24 protein-coding genes and 2 tRNA genes are annotated in these 20,794 nt (G+C 41.5%); 11 read left to right on the top strand and 15 right to left on the bottom strand.

The features are described from left to right. Positions 1 to 14: 14 nt before the first annotated feature. Positions 15 to 929: a glutamine-hydrolyzing GMP synthase gene (guaA, locus tag FKV42_RS07695; RefSeq protein WP_154809657.1), complete on the bottom strand. Its 915-nt coding sequence runs from the start codon at positions 927 to 929 to the stop codon at positions 15 to 17. Positions 930 to 1,171: 242 nt separating this feature from the next. On the opposite strand from guaA, the gene recQ reads away from it, so the two are divergent. Beyond that, positions 1,172 to 3,247 carry a DNA helicase RecQ gene (gene recQ / locus FKV42_RS07690; protein ID WP_154809656.1) on the top strand — a complete coding sequence of 692 codons (2,076 nt, stop codon included), beginning with the start codon at positions 1,172 to 1,174 and terminating at the stop codon, positions 3,245 to 3,247. Positions 3,248 to 3,267: 20 nt separating this feature from the next. Here recQ and FKV42_RS14205 read toward each other — a convergent pair whose 3' ends face one another. The 3 genes from FKV42_RS14205 to hxlA all read right to left on the bottom strand — a co-directional run bounded on the left by FKV42_RS14205 (position 3,268) and on the right by hxlA (position 5,534). Further along, a complete protein-coding gene (locus tag FKV42_RS14205) occupies positions 3,268 to 3,393 on the bottom strand; it encodes a hypothetical protein (protein WP_268865970.1) in 126 nt (41 codons plus the stop codon). Between the two features lie 82 nt (positions 3,394 to 3,475). Then, the gene (locus FKV42_RS07685) at positions 3,476 to 4,234 is read right to left on the bottom strand and encodes an A24 family peptidase C-terminal domain-containing protein (protein WP_154809655.1); all 759 of its coding nucleotides are present in this window, start codon (positions 4,232 to 4,234) and stop codon (positions 3,476 to 3,478) included. 1 nt (position 4,235) lies between these two features. After that, positions 4,236 to 5,534 (bottom strand): 3-hexulose-6-phosphate synthase, encoded by a 1,299-nt coding sequence (gene hxlA, locus FKV42_RS07680; RefSeq protein WP_154809654.1) that lies wholly within the window; start codon positions 5,532 to 5,534, stop codon positions 4,236 to 4,238. A gap of 78 nt (positions 5,535 to 5,612) precedes the next feature. Here hxlA and FKV42_RS07675 point away from each other — a divergent pair, with 78 nt between their 5' ends. The 3 genes from FKV42_RS07675 to pyrI are packed head-to-tail and all read left to right on the top strand — an operon-like array spanning position 5,613 to position 7,510. Next, the gene (locus FKV42_RS07675; RefSeq protein WP_154809653.1) at positions 5,613 to 6,071 is read left to right on the top strand and encodes a DUF5788 family protein; all 459 of its coding nucleotides are present in this window, start codon (positions 5,613 to 5,615) and stop codon (positions 6,069 to 6,071) included. Positions 6,072 to 6,116: 45 nt separating this feature from the next. Then, positions 6,117 to 7,043 carry an aspartate carbamoyltransferase gene (gene pyrB / locus FKV42_RS07670; RefSeq protein ID WP_154809652.1) on the top strand — a complete coding sequence of 309 codons (927 nt, stop codon included), beginning with the start codon at positions 6,117 to 6,119 and terminating at the stop codon, positions 7,041 to 7,043. Further along, on the top strand, positions 7,040 to 7,510 hold the full coding sequence (pyrI, locus tag FKV42_RS07665; protein ID WP_154809651.1) for an aspartate carbamoyltransferase regulatory subunit: 471 nt from the start codon (positions 7,040 to 7,042) through the stop codon (positions 7,508 to 7,510). Before pyrB ends, pyrI begins: the two co-directional genes overlap by 4 nt. A 203-nt stretch (positions 7,511 to 7,713) precedes the next feature. Here pyrI and dapB read toward each other — a convergent pair whose 3' ends face one another. From dapB to FKV42_RS07645, 4 genes are all read right to left on the bottom strand, one after another. After that, positions 7,714 to 8,505: a 4-hydroxy-tetrahydrodipicolinate reductase gene (gene dapB, locus FKV42_RS07660; RefSeq protein ID WP_154809650.1), complete on the bottom strand. Its 792-nt coding sequence runs from the start codon at positions 8,503 to 8,505 to the stop codon at positions 7,714 to 7,716. Continuing rightward, complete coding sequence (gene dapA, locus FKV42_RS07655) at positions 8,502 to 9,377, bottom strand: 4-hydroxy-tetrahydrodipicolinate synthase (RefSeq protein ID WP_154809649.1); 876 nt, start codon at positions 9,375 to 9,377, stop codon at positions 8,502 to 8,504. The genes dapB and dapA overlap by 4 nt, the downstream gene beginning before the upstream one ends. A gap of 24 nt (positions 9,378 to 9,401) precedes the next feature. Further along, positions 9,402 to 9,596 (bottom strand): 30S ribosomal protein S17e, encoded by a 195-nt coding sequence (locus tag FKV42_RS07650; protein ID WP_154809648.1) that lies wholly within the window; start codon positions 9,594 to 9,596, stop codon positions 9,402 to 9,404. A gap of 127 nt (positions 9,597 to 9,723) precedes the next feature. Next, positions 9,724 to 10,011, bottom strand: a complete 288-nt coding sequence (locus tag FKV42_RS07645; RefSeq protein ID WP_154810156.1) for a hypothetical protein — start codon at positions 10,009 to 10,011, stop codon at positions 9,724 to 9,726. A 147-nt stretch (positions 10,012 to 10,158) separates the two neighbouring features. Here FKV42_RS07645 and dinB point away from each other — a divergent pair, with 147 nt between their 5' ends. Beyond that, positions 10,159 to 11,247: a DNA polymerase IV gene (gene dinB, locus FKV42_RS07640; RefSeq protein WP_154809647.1), complete on the top strand. Its 1,089-nt coding sequence runs from the start codon at positions 10,159 to 10,161 to the stop codon at positions 11,245 to 11,247. Positions 11,248 to 11,344: 97 nt separating this feature from the next. Here dinB and FKV42_RS07635 read toward each other — a convergent pair whose 3' ends face one another. The 6 genes from FKV42_RS07635 to FKV42_RS07610 form a co-directional block, all read right to left on the bottom strand. Further along, a complete protein-coding gene (locus tag FKV42_RS07635) occupies positions 11,345 to 11,932 on the bottom strand; it encodes a pentapeptide repeat-containing protein (RefSeq protein ID WP_154809646.1) in 588 nt (195 codons plus the stop codon). A gap of 27 nt (positions 11,933 to 11,959) precedes the next feature. After that, positions 11,960 to 12,586, bottom strand: a complete 627-nt coding sequence (locus FKV42_RS07630; RefSeq protein ID WP_154809645.1) for a hypothetical protein — start codon at positions 12,584 to 12,586, stop codon at positions 11,960 to 11,962. Positions 12,587 to 12,716: 130 nt separating this feature from the next. Beyond that, the gene (locus FKV42_RS07625; RefSeq protein ID WP_154809644.1) at positions 12,717 to 13,472 is read right to left on the bottom strand and encodes a heparan-alpha-glucosaminide N-acetyltransferase; all 756 of its coding nucleotides are present in this window, start codon (positions 13,470 to 13,472) and stop codon (positions 12,717 to 12,719) included. A gap of 24 nt (positions 13,473 to 13,496) precedes the next feature. Then, the gene (locus FKV42_RS07620; RefSeq protein WP_154809643.1) at positions 13,497 to 13,955 is read right to left on the bottom strand and encodes a Zn-ribbon domain-containing protein; all 459 of its coding nucleotides are present in this window, start codon (positions 13,953 to 13,955) and stop codon (positions 13,497 to 13,499) included. Between the two features lie 72 nt (positions 13,956 to 14,027). Then, on the bottom strand, positions 14,028 to 14,942 hold the full coding sequence (mtnP, locus tag FKV42_RS07615; RefSeq protein ID WP_230375542.1) for an S-methyl-5'-thioadenosine phosphorylase: 915 nt from the start codon (positions 14,940 to 14,942) through the stop codon (positions 14,028 to 14,030). Further along, a complete protein-coding gene (locus FKV42_RS07610) occupies positions 14,911 to 15,612 on the bottom strand; it encodes a phosphoribosyltransferase (RefSeq protein WP_154809641.1) in 702 nt (233 codons plus the stop codon). The genes mtnP and FKV42_RS07610 overlap by 32 nt, the downstream gene beginning before the upstream one ends. A 179-nt stretch (positions 15,613 to 15,791) precedes the next feature. Here FKV42_RS07610 and FKV42_RS07605 point away from each other — a divergent pair. The 5 genes from FKV42_RS07605 to FKV42_RS07590 all read left to right on the top strand — a co-directional run bounded on the left by FKV42_RS07605 (position 15,792) and on the right by FKV42_RS07590 (position 18,416). After that, positions 15,792 to 15,866 (top strand) — tRNA-Met (locus FKV42_RS07605). 120 nt (positions 15,867 to 15,986) lie between these two features. Then, a tRNA-Met gene (locus tag FKV42_RS07600) sits at positions 15,987 to 16,061 on the top strand. A gap of 83 nt (positions 16,062 to 16,144) precedes the next feature. Then, positions 16,145 to 16,540 (top strand): hypothetical protein, encoded by a 396-nt coding sequence (locus tag FKV42_RS14115; RefSeq protein WP_230375541.1) that lies wholly within the window; start codon positions 16,145 to 16,147, stop codon positions 16,538 to 16,540. Between the two features lie 36 nt (positions 16,541 to 16,576). Continuing rightward, positions 16,577 to 16,978, top strand: coding sequence for a DMT family transporter (locus FKV42_RS14110; protein ID WP_230375539.1), 402 nt, complete (start codon positions 16,577 to 16,579; stop codon positions 16,976 to 16,978). Positions 16,979 to 17,096: 118 nt separating this feature from the next. Beyond that, positions 17,097 to 18,416: a signal recognition particle protein Srp54 gene (locus tag FKV42_RS07590; RefSeq protein ID WP_154809640.1), complete on the top strand. Its 1,320-nt coding sequence runs from the start codon at positions 17,097 to 17,099 to the stop codon at positions 18,414 to 18,416. Positions 18,417 to 18,477: 61 nt separating this feature from the next. On the opposite strand, the gene FKV42_RS07585 is transcribed toward FKV42_RS07590, so the two are convergent. Beyond that, complete coding sequence (locus tag FKV42_RS07585) at positions 18,478 to 19,047, bottom strand: GMP synthase subunit A (protein WP_154809639.1); 570 nt, start codon at positions 19,045 to 19,047, stop codon at positions 18,478 to 18,480. Between the two features lie 336 nt (positions 19,048 to 19,383). On the opposite strand from FKV42_RS07585, the gene FKV42_RS07580 reads away from it, so the two are divergent. Beyond that, positions 19,384 to 20,751, top strand: a complete 1,368-nt coding sequence (locus tag FKV42_RS07580; RefSeq protein WP_154809638.1) for an ATPase domain-containing protein — start codon at positions 19,384 to 19,386, stop codon at positions 20,749 to 20,751. Positions 20,752 to 20,794 lie beyond the last annotated feature (43 nt).

Raw genomic sequence — 20,794 nt, 5'->3', positions numbered from 1 at the left:
GTAAATTTAAATAATTACTCGAACTCGATTGTTGCAGGTGGCTTAGGAGTCAGGTCATAAAGCACCCTTGCAACAGAAGGGATCTCTGCAGTAATCCTTGACTCAATCTTTCTCAGGACACTCCATGGAAGTTCCATTGCCTCTGCAGTCATTCCATCCCTTGAACCTACTGCCCTTACAGCGACGATCCAACCGTGAACCCTGACATCACCCTTTACACCGGTTCCTTTGCCAACAATTGCGGCAAAGGTCTGCCATGGGTGGAACTGCTCTACGAGTTCTTCCTCAACGATTGCATTGGCCTCTCTTACGGCCTCGACAAGTTCCTCAGTTACCTCGCCAACAATCCTTACGGAAAGTCCGGGCCCAGGGAATGGCATTCTCTCAGATATCTCGTGTGGAAGCTCAAGTGCACGGGCAACTTCACGAACCTCATCTTTATAAAGGTCATCTATTGGCTCAACAATTGCCTTGAAGTCCATAACTGATGGAAGGCCGCCTACATTGTGATGGGACTTGATGCCCCCCTCTGATTCAATTCTGTCAGGGTAGATGGTTCCCTGAATGAGGTACTCAGCCTTGAGTAATTTTGCTTCTTCCTCAAAAACACGAATAAATGCCTCACCAACTGCCTTGCGCTTCTCTTCCGGATCATCAATACCTGCAAGAGCTGAAAGGAAACGGTCTTTTGCATCAACGACTTCAAGGTTCATATCAGAGAAGATTTCCTTTATCCTCTCGGTTTCGCCTTTGCGCATAAGACCTGTATCAATGTAAATTGGTGTAAGTTTATCACCGATTGCACGGTGTGCAAGTATTGCACAAACTGAACTGTCAACACCACCAGATAGTGCGATGATAGCTTTACCATCAATCTGCTTCTGGATTTTTTCAATTGCTTTAGGAATGAATTTGTCTACTTTTACCATGAATGAGAACTCCAAATATAAGATTACTAGGGATTTTACCCTGAAATAGTGTTTCGTACATATTAATGCTCGCCCAGAGATAAGAGCCTTGCCAAAGATATAAAGAAAGAATACTATGTGCATTAACAAGAATTGAAAGTCGCATAATCCTTTCCTGGAAGAACTAAATACTTTCACCCTGCATACCTGAAGATTAAATACATCAGTAACATATATTCAGGAAAAGCAAGTATGGTCTAAAGATGCACGAGACTCTCCGCAAGTATTTTGGATATTCTGATTTTCGTCCTTTACAGGAGGAAATAATCAATGATGTGCTAAATGACCGTGATACTTTTGTGCTGATGCCCACCGGAGGTGGAAAATCTCTTTGTTACCAGCTTCCCGCACTTATAAAGGATGGCATTACAGTGGTGGTGTCCCCGCTTATTTCTCTTATGAAGGATCAGGTGGACAGCCTGAGAGAGAATGGTGTTGATGCCGCATATCTCAACAGCACACTGAAACCTGCCCAGTCAAAAAGGATTTATGACGAACTGAAAAGAGGCGAAATCAAAATACTCTATGTTGCGCCTGAAAGACTCACAATGTCAGGAACCATTACACTTCTTAAAAGTCTCAATGTCAGTCTTTTTGCAATCGATGAGAGCCACTGCATATCCGAATGGGGACACGATTTCAGACCGGAGTACAGAAAACTCGGCTTGTTAAAAAAGAAGTTCCCGAAAATACCCATTATTGCACTCACTGCCACAGCTACTCCTAAAGTAAGGGAAGATACCATTAAGCAACTTGGCATTGAAAATTGCGGAATATATATTGCAAGCTTTAACCGGCAGAACCTGTTCTACCGCGTGCGTGCCAAAAAGGACACCTATAACAACCTTCTGCAGTATCTCAGGAAAAAGAAAGGTGAAAGCGGGATTATTTACTGTCAGAGTCGCAGGACTGTGGACAGCCTGACCACCAAACTCAGGAAAGATGGATTCAATGCACTTTCATACCATGCAGGCCTCACAGACCTCCAGAGAGCAAAGAACCAGGAAATGTTCATCAAGGACAGGGCAGACATTGTTGTTGCCACCATTGCATTTGGAATGGGAATCGACAAACCCAATGTTCGTTTTGTGATACACTACGACCTTCCCAAAAACCTCGAAGGATATTACCAGGAAACAGGAAGAGGTGGACGGGACGGGCTTGAGTGTGAGTGTTTACTCTTTTTCAGTCGTGGTGATAAATTCAAAATTGAGTATTTCATCAAACAAAAGGACAAAAAGGAAGAAAGAGACATCGCAATCAAGCAGCTCAACGACATGGTAGATTACTGTGAAAGTAACATATGTCGCCGAAGAGTATTGTTGAGATACTTTGGGGAAGAAATACCCGAGGATAATTGTGGGAAATGTGATGTCTGCCTCCAGCCACGTATAGAAGTTGACGGAACTACAGAAGCCAGACTGATTATCAAATGCATACAGGATCTCAGCCAGAGATTTGGAATGACCCATGTTGTTGACGTGCTAACCGGCAGTCGGGCAAAGAAGATCACAGACAAAAAGCACCACCTGCTCAAAAGTTTCGGCCAGGGAGATTCATATTCCAAGAATGAATGGCAGGATATGGCACGTGAGATGGTCAGGCAGGATGTCATCAAAGTAGAAGGAACACGCTATCCGCTTCTTAAACTTAACAAAAAGAGCCTGGAAGTACTTGATGGAAAAAGAACTGTAACTTTTACCCGAAAAGTCGAAGACGCACAGACAGACTACGAACCTATTAAACCGGATATTGGGGAAGAAGAGTTTGAGGAAGAATACAATCCGGTGGTTCACCGCAGAATCAACGATGACCCGGACAAAGCTCTTTTCGATAAATTAAAAGAGCTGCGCATATCCCTGGCACAGATGCAGGATGTGCCGCCGTACATCATATTTGCCGACACGAGCCTTCGCCAGATGGCTGCCAGAAAACCGGCTACAAAAGAAGAAATGCTGAAGATCACAGGTGTGGGTGAGTACAAACTCAAGAAATATGGCGAGATGTTCCTGAAGGCTATTGCGGAACATTTAGAGACTGTGGAACCTTCGAATAGGAACAATAAAAAAAGTAAAACTAAAAATCCATTGAAGGAAGAAGTTAAAACTAGGGTCTCCGGAAACATCATCCAAAAACCAGCTCTAAAAAAAGAAATAGTTCTCAAAGCGCTGGATGAACTGGAAGATGACCTCATCAGAAGTATAAAGGATAAACTGGGAGGAACGTATTCCGATGATGAAATCAGAAATGTTTACCAGTCAATTGTCAAAAGAAAATGATGAGACATCATTAATTGATATTATTCACAGGTATCAAGAAGGTGTCTTTTTGGACGAACTCTCTGGTCACCAGGGTGAATAGGGTTAACCTTTGCCTTCTGTTCATCTTCATTCTGCTTTTTGTCCTCATGTTTCTTTTCTTCCATTGAACCCATCTCCAATTAATAATCTGAAAGAAATGATATTAAAACCTGATGCAAACAGAAGTAAAAAGAGAGAAAAGGCAATTCACATCATCATGAATTGCATTGTCAGGTAGAATATCAGATCACCGAAAACCACAGCAGTGATAAAACCGGCTGTAATAGGAATCATAAATGGCAGACCGGGTGTGATCCATACTCCATCATTTACCTTGCCTTCTTTCTGATAAGCTTTCAGTTCTTTTATCACATTAGAGCTAAGTTCCGTACCTGACCGGGAAAATCTGAAATTTACCCCATCATTTGTTTCCTTATATGAATCGATCATACGGAAATGACCTTTTTCCAGTTTTGATATTGGAGTGATGTAACCTATGAACATATAAAACGGACGTTTCAGGGATTCAGACGGGTTTTTCACCAGATTGTACAGGAATAGTCCAAGAGGAACGATCACTGTAAGGATAACCGAATTACCGAATACACTGAAAGCAAAGAGGTTGATGGGTGGAACACCATTAATGGGAAGACTTGTGGAACCCAGCTCAATTGCAGGGAACGTTGGAATTATCAGCGAAATGACCATAAGAATCTTAGCATCTGCACCACCAAAGGCTCCAAACTGGAAAAGGATGTATACAAAGGCAAATATGAACAGGAATGACAGTATGTTGCGTATAAGATACGGAAGGCCATAGGTCATGAGGTCATACATGATGAATATGAATCCCACACCGAACATCATAAACCATACATCATTGGAAACACGCCGTGTTTTGATATCCGAATAGCATGAATATAAAAAAAAAGGCATGCATACAAGCACTTTTAATAATTCGATCATTTCAGTGTTTCTCCCATTTCTTAAGTTTCATGACTTCAGATAATGTCGCACCCCTGCGAATCTCTTCAAAAAGACGTTGCTCGGTCTTTTCGACCTCTTTAGCACGTCTTGCAATCTCATAGGCGCGTTCCTTTGGAATAACAACGACTCCGTTGTCATCCCCTACAATATAATCACCAGGATTTACAGTTTGGTTCCCGCAAACTATTTCGGAATTAATTTCACCGAACCCTTTTGGTTCGCCTGCATTGGGCACATGACAGGTGGCAAAAACAGGTAGCCCTATTTTCCGTATCTCATCGATGTCCCTCACGGCACCATCGACGACAACACCGGCAACTCCTTTGTTAAGGCAACTCAAAGTAGCAAGTCCTCCCCAGGGAGCAATGTGCCGGCTCCCATTGTAAATAACGATTACATCGCCTTCCTTTGCCTCATCGATTGCCTCAACCGCCTTAGCCCAGTCGCCCTTGAAGGTCTGAACAGTAACCGCAGTACCAATCATCTTTTTACCTTCCATCATAGGGAAGATATCCTGCATGGCACCTTTTCTGTGCATAGCATCTGAAATATTGGATGTTGAAACAGATTCTAATATTGCTCTAATCTCGTCGTCATGCGAGAGTCTTGTTACTTTAACTGTCGTAGGTGAATCTATACTTCCCCTGATGGCTTTTGCAGAAGCAATTACATTGGATGAGCGGACAATATTTCCACCAACAACAACAATATTAGCACCGGCACTTACAGCCTCTGCACATGAATCAGCATCCAGGCCTCCTGCAATTGCAACCGGAATGTTGACCTTTTTAACAACTTCCTTCATGATGGAAAGCGAATCCTGACCCTCCATCTGCTGGTCGATACCTGAATGTACGTTGATGTAATCCACACCCAGTTTTTCTACTTCCATACTGCGGGAAACCGGGTCTTTTGAAGATATCAGGTCAGCCATGATCTTTGCACCGTACTTGCGGGCTGCACGCACGGACTCAAGTATAGTGGAATCATCTGCGCTTGCAAGCACGACTATGATATCAGCACCAGCCTTTGCTCCCATTTCAACTTCCATGGCGCCAGTGTCGGCTATTTTCATATCGGCAATAATGGTATTCTCAGGAAAGGTTTCCCTTAGTTTCCTGATAACATCCATGCCTTCGCTTTTAATGAGAGGAGTACCTACTTCAAGCCAGTCTGCACCGCCTTCCAGAGATTCTTTTGCTATCTGTATTGCCCTGTCGGTTTCCAGGAGATCAAGAGCAACCTGAATAATTGGTTTATTAGGATCAACTTTGGACATACTTACACTACTAAAATACTTGAAAACCTATAAATTTAATCACGTAAAAATTAATATTGTAGATTAATGGGAGTTCTAATGGAGAAAAATGACGAGATATCAGACCGTGACAGAGCAAAATTATTGAAGCGTTTGCATAGCAGTCTTTTCTGGGTAGGAGAAGAGATTCCATATAAAGTCAAGGTCAATGAAGAGGAAGTAAACCTTCATGAAATCGTCTGGGAAATTGTCAACAAACCCAGAATAGAAAGAAATGATATTGAGAACATTGATAAGCTCCTGAAACTGCTCTACGCTAAGGAAAAGGAATGCGAAGAATGCCTTGAGCATGGACACATAAGCTCTGAGGAGGCACATGAGATTTTGGAGACGGCGGGAGGTGTACGCAGGGCGATCATGGACCTTAAAGAACTGACAGTATATGCAAAAAGAAAAGCAATTTTTAGCTGCAGACGCATCTGTGACGATGTGGAAACATGCGAATGGGATAGTCTTACAGAAGAAATGAAGGATAAATGCTGGAGCAAAGAGTCCTGACTTCGCAGGCAAATATTATATCCCATGCACTGCCTTTAGTAGTCGATGAATTTTAAGGACCAACCTATCATTTCTATGCGGAACTTCTCCAGAGAGATGATCGACCATATTCTCGCTGCTGCTGAAAAGATGGAACCGATTGCACGCGGAGAAGAGAGGTCGGACCTGCTTTCAGGAAAGATCCTTGCAGTTCTTTTTTTTGAACCAAGTACAAGAACCAGAATGTCTTTTGAAACTGCAATGCTTCGGCTTGGAGGAGATGTTTTGAACCTGGGTTCGGTGGATGCCAGTTCCATCGCAAAGGGTGAAACGCTTGCAGATACCATAAGAGTTGTTGACGGCTATGTTGATGCTATTGTTCTTCGCCATCCGAAAGAAGGAGCGGCACATTTAGCATCTGAGTTTTCCAGTGTACCTATACTAAATGCTGGTGATGGCGCAGGGCACCACCCTACTCAGACCCTGCTTGACCTCTATACGATCAAACGTGAGAGTCACCTTGAAGACTTAAAGATTGCACTTGCAGGCGACCTCAAATATGGAAGAACTGTTCACTCATTATGCTATGCACTCTCACTTTATGGTGCACAGATCACACTTATATCCCCAAAAGAACTGCGTATGCCGGAAGAGATCATCAACGACATTATTGCAAAGGGAGCAAAAATAAAAGAAGTCGATACCATTGAAGAAGCCATCAAAGATGTTGATGTGCTTTACATGACGCGCATACAAAAAGAAAGATTCCCTGATCCTGCTGAATACCACAAAGTTGCTAACAAACTGAAAATAACAGCTGAAACACTGAAAGAAGCTAAACCGGAACTTAAAATAATGCATCCACTTCCCAGAGTGAATGAGATAGATAATAAAGTGGATGATACACCACATGCATGCTACTTTAAACAGGCATTTTATGGAGTTCCTGTGAGAATGGCAGTGCTTGGACTTGTATTGGGAGCTATAGAATGACCGATATAGAGACAGAGCTCAGAGTGCGCAGGATAGAGAATGGTACTGTTATCGACCACATTACAGCGGGAAAAGCTCTGAACGTGCTTAAAATCCTCGGACTCCCCGATTCATCAGAGGGTGTTGTGAGTGTGCTTATCAACTCCAGTGGAAAATACGGAAGAAAGGATGTCGTAAAGGTCGAAAATCGCGAGTTGAATGTGGAAGAAGTTGATAAGATCGCGCTTATTTCTCCTAATGCAACTATTAACATCATACGCAATTTCAATATTGTCAATAAGTACAAAGTACACATTCCATCCCATGTGGAAGGAGTTGTTAGCTGCATAAACCCTAACTGCATATCTAACAGCAATGAACCTATTACATCAAAGTTTACTGTTGATACCGAGAACATATTCCTTAAACTCAGATGTTACTATTGTGGAAGAGTAATCTCTGAAGACATTGCAGAGCATTTGCTGTGATGCGGTCAAAAAATAAAAAAAAAGAAGAAACGTTTGGAGGTAGTAACAATTGCACCAAAGGCTTTTATGCTACAATATAGATAGTATAGTGCCAATTATATAATATTGATGAACATTGTTCACGAATTGTTGTTCAGAGTTGTGTACACAATTATGTAGAACTGTGCCACAAATGAACATATAGTGGTCAAAAAAAAGAGGATTTAAAGTCCCAGAATATCCTGCATGCTGTAAAGTCCAGGTTTGGCATTGCCTATCCAGGCTGCTGCTTTGACCGCACCGCCTGCAAAAGCCTGTCTTGAATGTGCCTGGTGTTTTATCTCTATTCTCTCACCATCACCTGCAAAAAGAACAGTGTGATCACCAACAATGTCTCCGCCGCGTACTGCATGGATACCTATTTCTTTTCCGCGGGGTGCAAATCCCTCGCGACCATACACGAATTCCTTGCCACCTAGAGCTTCACTAATGACTTTTGCAGCACCAAGTGCTGTACCGCTAGGTGCATCTTTCTTGTGCATGTGGTGAGCTTCTATTATCTCAATGTCCATGTCGCCAAGATATTTGGAAGCTTCTGCAAGTATTTTAAAGAAAACATTTACTCCTACTGAATAGTTAGGAGAGATAATTCCTGCAACGTTGTTGCTGATTATTGAGTCTTCAATGGTCTTCTTCTGCTCAGGGGAAAGACCTGTGGTTCCTATTACAAGACTCACACCGGCTGATGCAGCCTTCGGTGCATTAACAGCAGTTGCATCTGCAATTGTAAAATCAATAAGAACCTGTGTTTTGGATTCCCTCAATACGGATTCCATGTCATCAACGCCTGAGATAGGAACTCCCAGGGAACCGATCTGAGCGACCTCACCAACATCCTTGCCAATGTTCATGAGATCAAAGGCTGATGTCAATTTGAGATCATCAAATCTGAGAATATTATCAATAATAAGTCTGCCCATTCTTCCGGAAGCACCGGTTACACCAACATTGATCATGCGATGCACCCCAGCTTGCGAAGAACGTTTTCAAGAAGAACACTGTTCTCATCACTAAGTGGCGCAAGAGGAAGTCTCATATCACCACTTGAAAGACCCACAAGCTCAACTGCTCTCTTTACGGGTATAGGATTAGTTTCAGTGAACAATGCACGTGTAAGTGGTGCCAGCTCAAAGTGAATCTTTCTGGCTGTTTCGAGGTCACATGCCTTAACAGCCTCTGCAAGCTGTACCATCTTAGCAGGAACAATATTAGCAACCACAGAGATTACACCTGCACCGCCGATGGCCATCGATGGGAACGTAAGACCATCCTCACCTGAGAGAACATCAAAGTCTTCGTCTGCAGTTTCTTCAATTATTTGAGAGAACTTGCCAAGACTGCCACTTGCTTCCTTGACAGCTACGATATTCTCAACCTTTGAAAGCTCTACAATAACTTCCAGTGGCATGTCCTGCCCTGTGCGTGAAGGTACATTATACAATACAATTGGAATATCGGAAGCTTCTGCAACCTTCTTAAAATGAGCAATTAGCCCTGCGTTGTTGGGCTTGATATAATATGGGGATATTACAAGAGCGCCATCTGCTCCCGCGTCCGCTGCGTGTTTAGTAAGTTCCACCGCTTCTGCAGTGTTGTTGGAACCGGTACCGGCAATGACAGGAACCTTCGCGCAATCTACACAAAAATTAATTAGTTCTTTGTGTTCCCCTGTTGCCAGGGTTGCAGATTCACCAGTCGTACCACAGACAACAACTCCGGAAACGCCACCTTCTTCCACAAAATTAACAATATTCCTGAAACTTTCAAAATCAATGGAACCTTCTTTTAAGAATGGCGTTACAAGAGCAGGTAAAACTCCTTCGAACATGGGAACATCCCCTCTCCAGAAACCTTACTCTCTAGGTCTGTGTGTCATCTTCCTTGTCACGTAACCTGCTACACGGTTTCTGATAACCTTACTCTCGATGGTTGTGTACTTTGTCACAAGATGCTTGTTTGTGTCAAAGTCTGTTGTAAATACATTTCCGTGGTTTTCGGCTAAGCGAAGTGCAATTCTCTTGATGTTGGTTTGTCTAATATTTCCCATGATAATTCTCCATTATTATGAATTAATTATTTTGATGAAATTCTATAGTAGTAACTTGTAACGGCTTATAATAAATACCCTTACATTTATACCTTTTGGATTACTGGAACTGCACCTGAATACTCTATTATATATCAGTCTTTCCCAGAAAACGATCCTTCCCATCCGCATTGATAAAAACGCGTTCACGAACACCTTTTTTGTTGATGTACAAACCAACAAAAACAATAAGAAGACCCATTTCCGGATTAAATGTGGTGAACAGGATTCCAAGCATTACAATTGAGGAAGCAAGAATTCCCTTCATTGCACCCTTACGATACGAATCAAGTCTGGTCCTTTTATAGATACGAATATCTCTCAAAGTGAGAAAAAGAACGACTACATAAGCAACTATTGCAATATACAGATAAATCATGATTTTACAGGACCATTACTTTATATGGTTGCCATGGTTCGTGATATTATATCAGAGTTCCGTTAACAACAAGCAAAAAAACCGATATATTCAATTGAATCTAAAATATACCTGCAGTTAAATAAAACCACCCATGGAGAATCAATGGAAAGCTCTGGAAGAGAAAGGATAACACTGCATATCGATATGGACAGCTTTTATTCCTCAGTTGAAGTAAGGGACAGACCGGAACTGAAAGGACTGCCAGTCGTAGTTGGATCAGACCCTAAAAACGGCAGTGGAAGAGGAGTTGCAAGCACATGTTCGTATGAAGCAAGAGCATACGGCATACATTCAGGCATGGCGATCTCAAAAGCTTATAAATTATGCCCGGATGCAGTTTATCTTAGAGTCAACATGAAGCTCTACAAGCAAGTATCAGCAGAGATAATGCAGACACTTCGTATTTTTGCGGACAGGTTCCAGCAGGTGAGCGTTGACGAAGCATATCTTTACATTGGAGATTCAATTTCTGACTATGAGTCTGCAACCTTGCTTGCAAAGAAGATAAAAAGTGAGATTCAAAGACTTCATGGACTCACATGTTCCATAGGTGTGGCTCCAAACAAGGTAATTGCAAAGATAGCATCGGATTTTAACAAACCTGACGGACTGACCGTCGTAAGACCTGAAGGAATACAGGATTTCCTGTTCCCCATGCATGTATCTAAAATCCCTGGAATCGGCAAGAAAACCCAGCCAATTCTGGAAGAGCTGGAAATCAATACTGTGGGACAACTTGCTACCTGCGATGTCCAGTTACTTATTGCACGTTTTGGAAAATTCGGGGTTGTCATGCACCAACTTGCAAACGGTATTGATACAAGAGAAGTAAAGGAAAGAGAAGAAGTCAAATCGGTAAGCACGGAGGATACGTTTGACGAGGACATCTCCAACCCCGTTAAAATTGAAACTGTTTTCAGGGAACTGACCGAGAAGGTCCATTCATCAATGATGAAAAAGAGATTCAGGTACAGGACTGTGACCATCAAAGTGCGTTATGAGGATTTTAGGACATACACCCGGGCAAAAACCCTGAATGCTGCAACCACAGATAAAGAAGTGATTACAAAGAATGCTCTGATACTCATGGAAGAGTTTATGGGTAAAGGCAGATTCAGGTTACTTGGGGTCGGAGTCACAAAACTTGAGAAGATAGATGAGAGACAGACTTTTTTGAGTGATTTTTACTAAGGAGAAAGAACTCAACCATATAAATATTGTCAACATTTAGAATCATGTACTTGTGTTTGGGTTTATATATGTACATACGTAGGATAGGTTATTTTGTTTAATCAGCTGGTTTTTCAAATAGATGAGGAGCTTTTTCCCGTAATTCAAATTCTAAATAACTATCAAGTTTTGCTCCAAACAATGTTTCAGCATCAAGAAGTTGTTGTGCAGTCAGATTTTTTGAGTCGCTAAAATCCGCTTCTTTAAGACATGAACCTTTAAATTTTGCAAATGCAAGGTCAGCCTCAGAAAAGTTTGCTTTTGTCAAATTTGAGTTACTAAAGTCAGCACTATTTAAATCTGCATTTTGAAATTTGGCATTATTCAAATTAGCAAGTATAAATTCAGTGCCCTCAAGTTCGGCATAAAAAAAACAAGTAGATGCAAGATTAGCTTCAATCAGTTTGGAAGATGTGAAGATTGAACCTGAAAGATTTGATTCACTGAAATTTGAATAACTAAGATTTGTATGCATAAAATCTGCATCTGTCAAATGACTTTTTCTTAAATCAATAGATTCCATATCAAGAACAGAATTCTGATATAAATCTCTTAGAACATCTACAATAGCTTTAATATCAATTTCCGTTTCCCTGAAGAAATCATCATCAGTAACGGGTGAATTGTTTTGAACATATGCACACATTATTTTTACAATTGAATTGCAATCTTTTTAGGAGTCTGACGCAATTCTTCCTAAAGCATAAATCCCACCTAACCTCACTTCTGTTATTTCACTTTTAAACTGCTCAATTGCACGCGTAAAACGCTCAGTAATTTGCCCATCTTCAAGAACTTCAACATTCTTTTCTGCAGCACTCACCCTTTTCCATGTTAAAAAAAGACCTACAAAAATCCCAAATCCACCTATTATCTGGGCCAAGGTTGCCCTAAAAGCATTCTCTAATTCAGCAATATCTTTAGTATTGTTAAGATTAGACTCAAACCGACTTACCTGAACAAGAGGTACAACCCATAATATTAAAGGAGTAAGCAAAATTGCAATTGCTACAATCATTTGTTTGTGCTTCGTCATGAAAAATGAAAATCTGCCTACAAATGTGCGTATAAACATCTTCATAAATTCAACATTTTCATTTAAGGTTGCGTATAAAGTCACAACGCCTAAATCAATCGTTAGTAATACCACCAATATTCCAACACTATGATTACCCAAGTAACCCATGAAAAATAAAAATTTTTGGTGATATAGAACAAAAAACAATAACATTATCGTAAGAGATGCCGTTAAAGTAGCTACGGATATTTCAATTATTTTTTTAAAATTATCTGAAACCACAAGCAAACAACTGTGGCAATATATTTTAAATTAACTGTAGAAATCACATGGATGATAAAAGTCCCAAGGGAATAAATAAATTCAGATACTAAACTTTGAGATTTAATTGTCATTTACATTTAGCTAACGATTATCTTGCTACAATTGAACTAAACAAATACAGCAATCCCACAATCACAGGCTGATGTACCAGATATATCAGCAGTGACTTTTTTCCCATGTAAACCAGTGCTCTTACAACTGTATTTTCTCCACAGTCACACATATGGAAGTTTCTCCGGTAATCAGGATACAGGCTGTTCCCTGTAAAAACGCCCAGAAGAACAACACCAAACCAGGGAATCAGGGGGACGTAATCAAGAGAGTAAAAACCATAGGGTTTGACGCCAAGAAATAGCAACCAGGGGTAATTTGCATAGGCACCCCTCATGATAACGCCTGCAAACAGGAATGAAAGACCCAAATGGAGATTCTTTTCTCTGAATCTCAATAATGGATAAGCAAGAATTATAGAAACACCAATCAAATGCAGTATTCCAAAATAAATAGTGCCACGTTCAAGGAATGTAGCTGTAACAACTGTGATTACCAGACCCCATCCAAAGATACCAGCACCTCTTTTGAGATAATGAATGAATTGACCTTGTGTGCCATCTGATGAGATCTTTGCTCTTGAATAGCTCAGCGTAAGGGAAACACCCACAAGAAATAGAAAAAGGATTGCAGCACTTCTGCCGATTACCAGAAGAAGACCGGAATGCATATCAAACTCATGAATACCAAGGTAATCAATAGTAAAAATGAAATGAAATATAACCATCAATATGATGGCAATGCCGCGCAGGGCATCAACTTCAAAGAAACGTTGTTTTCGAATTAAATCCATAGTCAGCTTTCTGGAAGAAAATAATCACTTTTTCTTCTTTTTCTTATCTTTATTGTCCTTAAAAACAGAACCAAGATGCAGGGCGTATGCACCATCTTCCTTGAAAGCCATGACAAGCTCCTTGCGGTCAAGCAGGGAATCAAGGTTCAGCTCGTAAGAACCCGGACCAAGGATACGCACGGATTCAACCCTTTCACCTTCCTCTTCAGTAACGCTGGATTCCTTCTTTTCGACACCAAGGATATCATCTATTTCCCTGATAATCTCGCCTGAGGACTGTTCATCTGTAATTTCAGGGGAGGTCTCGTCAATGACATGTTCCTCTCCGGCTTCTGTTGTCTCAGACTCTTCCTGAGATTCTTTTTCAACCTCTTCATCCTTGACATAAAGGAACTTATTCCAGCCACAATTAGGGCATCCGCTAAGTATTACTGAAGCACCGTCTACAAAGATCGATTCACATCTTGTACACTTATGAGGCATGGTTCACCGAATTAAATAAGCATCATGATATATTAAAACACTTGCGATAAGCCACTTACAGATAGCACTGCCTTAGTCATTCAGATATTTCCCGATAAGAGGATCGAGCCTTCTCTTTGTATCATGAGGGATCATGGACGGAACAGTTGTAATCGCACCCATGAGAGCATCCTTACACATACAGTGCTGCTCAACACTCAGTTTATCCAGGGTTGACACGATTATATCCTTCACAGCAGCCTCGTTCTTCATTGCATTCTCAATGACAGTTTCGATTGTCACATCTTCCTCATACCAGACATCGTAATCCGTCACAGTGGCGATCATAGAGTAGCATATCTCAGCTTCACGTGCGAGTTTTGCCTCAGGAATAGCAGTCATGCCAATGATGTCAAATCCAAGTGCCTGATAAACTCTTGACTCTGCACGGGTTGAGAACTGCGGACCTTCCATACAAACGTATGTTCCACCTTCCTTGACGCTGTACCCTTTTGAATTGGCAACATCGACTATGGTCTTTGAAGTCTCAGGACAAAATGGGTCAGCAAATCCCATGTGGACCACAATGCCATCCTCAAAGAAAGTTGATGGTCTGGATTTTGTACGGTCATATATCTGGTTTGGAATAACAATATCCAGTGGCTTGAGTTCTTCTTTCAGACTGCCCACAGCGGATGCAGCGATTATGCGTTTAACACCAAGTTTCTTGAGAGCGAAGATGTTTGCTCTGGAGTTCAATTCAGATGGGGATATCCTGTGACCTACGCCATGTCTTGGAAGGAAACAGACACCCACATCACCATGTTTACCAACTATTATTGAATCTGAAGGTTTTCCAAAAGGAGTGTCAATATCAACATCACATACATTGTCAAGCAGATTAGCATCATAAATGCCGCTTCCACCTATAATTGCGATATCAGCTTTAGCTTTTTCCTGCATTGTATCACCGATTTTATTCAGCAAGTTTCCAGTACTGCTTGCCATCCTCATTTACAGAGCATACAATTTCCCTGCGATGCATTTCTTCCATTATTTCAGGGAGCCTTCCTGGCTGTGCAATTTCAAATGCGAAAGAGTCAAGTGAATGATACATGTAAAGACCGTGTCTTATGGAAGCAACATCCCAGAGTTCCTTGTCCTCTTTTGTCATGAGGGTGGAGATAAGATCGATCATATCCTCGATGAAATTCCATGGGAAAACAACCCATGCCCATTCCTCAAGATGCTCTCCTATAAAATCCGGTTCGAATTCTGACGAATCAAGGAATTGGAGAGCTGCAGTCTTTACGTCCTTTGGACCCTGTTCGTTTACGTATTCAAGAGAGTGCATCAGGCTCTTACCTGTGTCTGCAATATCATCAACGATAAGGATTTTCTTTCCTGCAACAGCTTTGTCAGCAAGAGGGTATTTTATCTGTGGCTCATCACCTGCAAGTGCAGTTCCAAGGTAGTGCTCGATCTTAAGACTTGTAAGGTCATCAAGACCAAGGAAATCACATAACACACGACCTGCAAACCATCCGCCTCTTGCAAGGGCAACTATCATATCTGGTTCGTAACCTGAAGCTTTCACTTCGTTTGCAACTTCTCTGCACAGATCGTAAATGTAATCCCAGTTTGTAACAACACATTTGAATTTGTCAGGTAAAGCCATTAAATCTCTCCAATTATTATAAACAAAAGATGATTTACCATATTTAGACAGATAGAAGATATAATTTACCTATTTATGTATCATGTATCCCATTGTGAAAATGAAACCACACGCAAACTATATCAACAATGAAATAGTTGATGAGGGAGTACCCTTCCAGAATAAGCATTAATCTCCGAAGCGGGGTGGGGTAGCCAGGAGATCCCGACGGGCTCATAACCCGTAGACCGATAGTTCGAATCTATCCCCCGCTACTTTTCTAACACATTTCAATACAACCATTAATAATGTGTTAGAGCCGCGTTCTGGAAATATACATAAATAGAATGCAGACATAGAAGAATTTGCTTTCAAAATTAAACTTCAATCCCCGAAGCGGGGTGGGGTAGCCAGGAGATCCCGACGGGCTCATAACCCGTAGACCGATAGTTCGAATCTATCCCCCGCTACTTTTCTAAGCAATATCAATACAAGGAGTGAGTTGTAACTCTTTTATACCATTTACTCATTCCTGTAATCTCAGGATATAAAAATGGAACTATCTATTGCTATTTTCGGGATTGCAGCTGCCTTGTGTTGGGGAGCAGGAGACTTCAGTGGCGGAGTTGCAACCAAACGCAACGGCGTATTGATAGTTGCCATCATCTCCCAATTAACAGGGCTAATACTTCTCGCATCATCTGCAATAATTTTTGGAGAGAGCATGCCAGCATACACTGATTTTCTATGGGGTGCGATTGCAGGACTTTGCGGTGGCGCAGGTTTACTGGCACTATACCATGCACTTTCAGTAGAGAAAATGGGAATAGTAGCACCAGTTGCAGCAGTCTGGAGTGCAGTTGTTCCAATGGCTTTTGGAATGATAACGGAGGGACTGCCAACCGTGAGCCAGCTTACAGGATTTGCATTTGCTTTTGCAGGAGTTTGACTAATCTCAGAGGATGAAAACAGCCAGAAAATTGAATTGGACCGAATCAAGTTACCACTTATTGCCGGCACAGGATTTGGACTGTTTATGATACTCATTGACCAAGTACAGAGTTCGGGAATATTCTGGCCACTTGTAGGAGCCAGGATGGCAACGGTTCCTGCATTTATTATAGTGGCATATTACAGCAAAAAACTGGAAATACCAGGGATCAAGTATCTTCCACTCATCTTACTTGCCGGATTCCTTGACACCGGAGGGAATGTATTCTATGTTCTTGCAGCAAAGACCGGAAGACTTGATATTGCAGCCATCCTCGCCTCACTTTATCCAGCTGTGACCGTGATTCTTGCATGGGTGCTCCTGAAAGAGAAACTCAGGAGCAGGCAATGGTTCGGAGTGTTTGCAGTAATGCTGGCAGTGATGTTAATCTCATAATTAGAGGCATTTGAAAGCATAGATCAGCTCAACACAGGTATGATTTTCACAACAGAATTAAATATGAACTCCCCGTTTATTAGAACAAAAAGAGAGAACTAAACAGGAAGATCCTTAAATGGTAATGGATAAACTCGGAAATTCCCTGCAGGATGCCCTGAAGAAACTGGTAAAATCAGGGCGCATCGACGAACGTACAGTAAACGAGGTCGTCAAGGATATCCAGAGGGCTTTGCTCCAGTCTGACGTCAATGTCAAACTTGTCATGCAGATGTCTCAGCACATCAAAGAGCGTGCACTGAAGGAGGAAGTACCTTCCGGAATGAACCCAAGGGAACATGTGATCAGGATAGTTTACCAGGAACTCATCAGTATCATTGGTAAAAGTACCGATATCCCACTCAAACCACAGACAATCATGATGATAGGTCTGCAGGGAAGCGGTAAAACAACTACCACATCAAAACTTGCACGTTACTTCCAGAGGAAAGGACTGAAACCTGGTGTAGTCTGTGCTGACACATTCAGGCCTGGTGCATACCAGCAGCTTAAGACCCTCTGTACTAAATTAAACGTTGCATTCTACGGAGAAGAAGGCAACCCTGATGCAGTAGGCATTGTAGAGAGAGGACTTAAAGAACTGCAGAAGAACGATATTCTTATTGTAGACACTGCCGGTCGTCACTCACTTGAAAGTGACCTTATCACCGAGATGGAAGATATACATGCCGTGGCAAAGCCTGACTACAAGTTGCTTGTGCTTGACGGTGCGATTGGTCAGCAGGCAAGCGAACAGGCACGTGCATTCAATGATTCGATCGGAATCTCAGGTGTTGTGATTTCAAAACTTGACGGTACCGCAAAAGGTGGTGGAGCACTCTCTGCTGTATCTGAAACAAATTCATCCATCGCATTCATTGGTGTTGGTGAAACACCTGACGACCTTGAGAGATTTGAGCCTGACAGGTTCATCTCGAGACTTCTCGGAATGGGTGACATCAAAAGTCTTATTGAAAAGGCAGAGGAAGCCCTTGGAGAAGAGGACTTTGACATGGAAGCAATGCTCCGTGGCAGGTTCACACTCAAGGATATGTACAAACAGCTTGAAAGCCTCAATAAAATGGGACCAATGAAGCAGATTATGCAAATGCTGCCTCTTGGAGGACTTGGTGCCAAGATCCCTGAAGATGCATATCAGGTCACCGGAGATAAGCTCGGACGCTATAGAGTTCTTATGGACTCAATGACAGAAGAGGAAATGCTCAATCCAAGAATAATTGGTAGTGCACGTATCAAGAGGATTGCCAGAGGATCAGGATGCGGCCCTGATGATGTAAGAGAGCTTTTAAAGTATCATAAAATGATGCAGACCGCCATGAAAGGATTCCGCGGCGGTAAATTCAATATGCAGAAAATGATGAAGAAAATGGGAATGTGAGAGCAATAGTTCTCACATGAAATTTTAAGATTTAGTAATTTACACATAGGAGAATGCGAGACTAATAGTTCTCGCATATCTCAAAGAAATTCGTCAGCAACTTTTCTCCGGATTCAGTGTGGGCAACTTCAGGATGCCACTGAACACCGAATATTGGCCTTTCTTCATGCCTCATAGCCTCACATTCACAAATATTAGACCTTGCAAGCTGGATGAATTCTTCCGGCATCCTGACAACTTCATCTGCGTGTGAAGCCCATACAGATGTTTTTGGACCAATTCCTTTCAGGAGATCATCTTCGTCAACTATCTCAACTTCGATGTCAGCATAGCCGCCGGAACTGCCGGGACCTACTTCCCCGCCAAAGGTTTTAGCGATGATCTGGTGTCCAAGACAGATTCCAAGAATAGGGACATCAATACTTTCCACATACTCAGAACAGATTCCTGCACGTTCTATTGTCGGACCGCCACTGAGTATCAATCCGTCAGGCTCCTCATCGAGAATCTCATCGACAGGAGTGGTGTTGGGTACTATCTTTGTATCCATGTCCAGATCCCTTACTGAACGGTGGATAAGGTGGCAAAACTGCCCATAATTGTTGATAACAAGGATTTTTAATTCTCTCATATTTATTCCCTGATTGTTTGTATTAGATTAGGTTAAGATTAGGTAAAGTCTGGAGAACATCTCCAAATATGATCAGTATAGAATTACTATTAATACAGTCTTATATTGGCGTTATAGTAATTAACCATATAAGAGGGTTTCATAGTACAGATATAAATTTATTAAAAGATTTAGCATTAAAGTACATCAACCCATTGTAAGTTTTTTTACTGCAGTGCTCATGAATAACATTAAGTAAAATTAAAAGAGAATTAAATTAGGGAGAGGAAATTTCATATAATTCCTTTACATAAAAATCTCATTATTGCTTAGCAATACCAAAACGAGGTTCTGAAAGTGGAAACAAAATTCACAGGAATAGACGGTTTCGATGAGATACTTGGAGGCGGAATAACTGCCCCATCTACTATACTTATAGCAGGCAACCCGGGTAGCGGAAGGACCATACTGGGAGTGCAGAGTTTATGTGAAGCAGCGCGTAATGGTGAGAAGGTACTTTACATTTGCATTACAACCCAATCAGAGAATTCCATAAGAGAATCACTATCAGAATACTCATTTTATGAAGAAGCCCTCAATATACACATATTCAATACAAGCTCCGTTGAAAGAGACCCTCTGACAATGCTGGTAGATCTTGGAAATACAGTCAATTCAATAAAACCTGACAGGATACTCATTGACCCGATAACACCCATTGGATTCGGCTTCCCTGAAGCTGAAAGAAGGAGATTTATATACTCACTTAATTCAGCCATTGTTGAATGGAATGCTATTGTTTATCTAACCGGAACCATGTCAAAGTCCGATGTTTGCAGATCAGTGATCAGCGACGTAACAGACGGTATTGTTTATCTGTCCCAGGAGATACTGCGAAGAGGAAGCAAGCGCATGATCACAATACTGAAAATGAACCGTCCTAACTATATTGATGGTGAGCATAGTTTCAGCATAAATGCCAATGGGCTTACTATCTATCCAAGAATTACTGCGCCTGTTATAGAAGAAACAGCACAGGTCAGCAGAATTAGCGCAGGCATTCCTAAATTTGATGAATTGAGCAGAGGCGGACTTTTTGAATTATCAGCTACGTTGATAGCTGGAAATACCGGTACCGGAAAAACACTGTTTGGACTCAATTTCATTGTAGAGGGTGCCAAAAATGGCGAGCCTGGAATAATCAGTACTTTTGAGGACAGTCCTGCCGAACTGAGACGCTATGCAGCAAGTCTAGGACTTGATCTCGAAGAACTGGAAAAGCAGGGATTGATAAAAATAATTTACACACCACCTTCTGAAATCAATGCATGCAGGCACACTATAGAACTCCGTAACTACATCCAGGAAATGGGTGCAAAAAGAGTGCTTTTGGATGATATTTCTGGCTTTGATTATGTTTTTGATACCCAGATAGCAAAAAGAGAACATATTGCCAACATGATACGTCTTTTCAAGAATATGGGTGTTACATCCATGTTCATTAGCGGTAACATGGCTGCAGGAAGCGACATACTTCAAGCAGAGATACCTGTTTCCTCTCTTGTTGATGTACTGATCCTTCTCAAGCATATGGATATCGGAAAAGAGATCAGAAAAACCATGTCCATCCTGAAAATGCATGGCAGTGACCATGAAAAACACCTCATAAGCTACGATATAACTTCTGAAGGAATAAGTATCGGCGAATTCCTGAAAGATATGTAAGCTTTGTTTTTCAATTAGTTTCAGCCAGTTATACAAAAACTTT

It is taken from the genome of Methanolobus vulcani (assembly GCF_006546655.1).
GTDB lineage: Archaea > Halobacteriota > Methanosarcinia > Methanosarcinales > Methanosarcinaceae > Methanolobus > Methanolobus vulcani_A.
The sequence above is the reverse complement of the archived record's forward strand: the minus strand, read 5'-3'. Positions and strand labels throughout refer to the sequence as shown.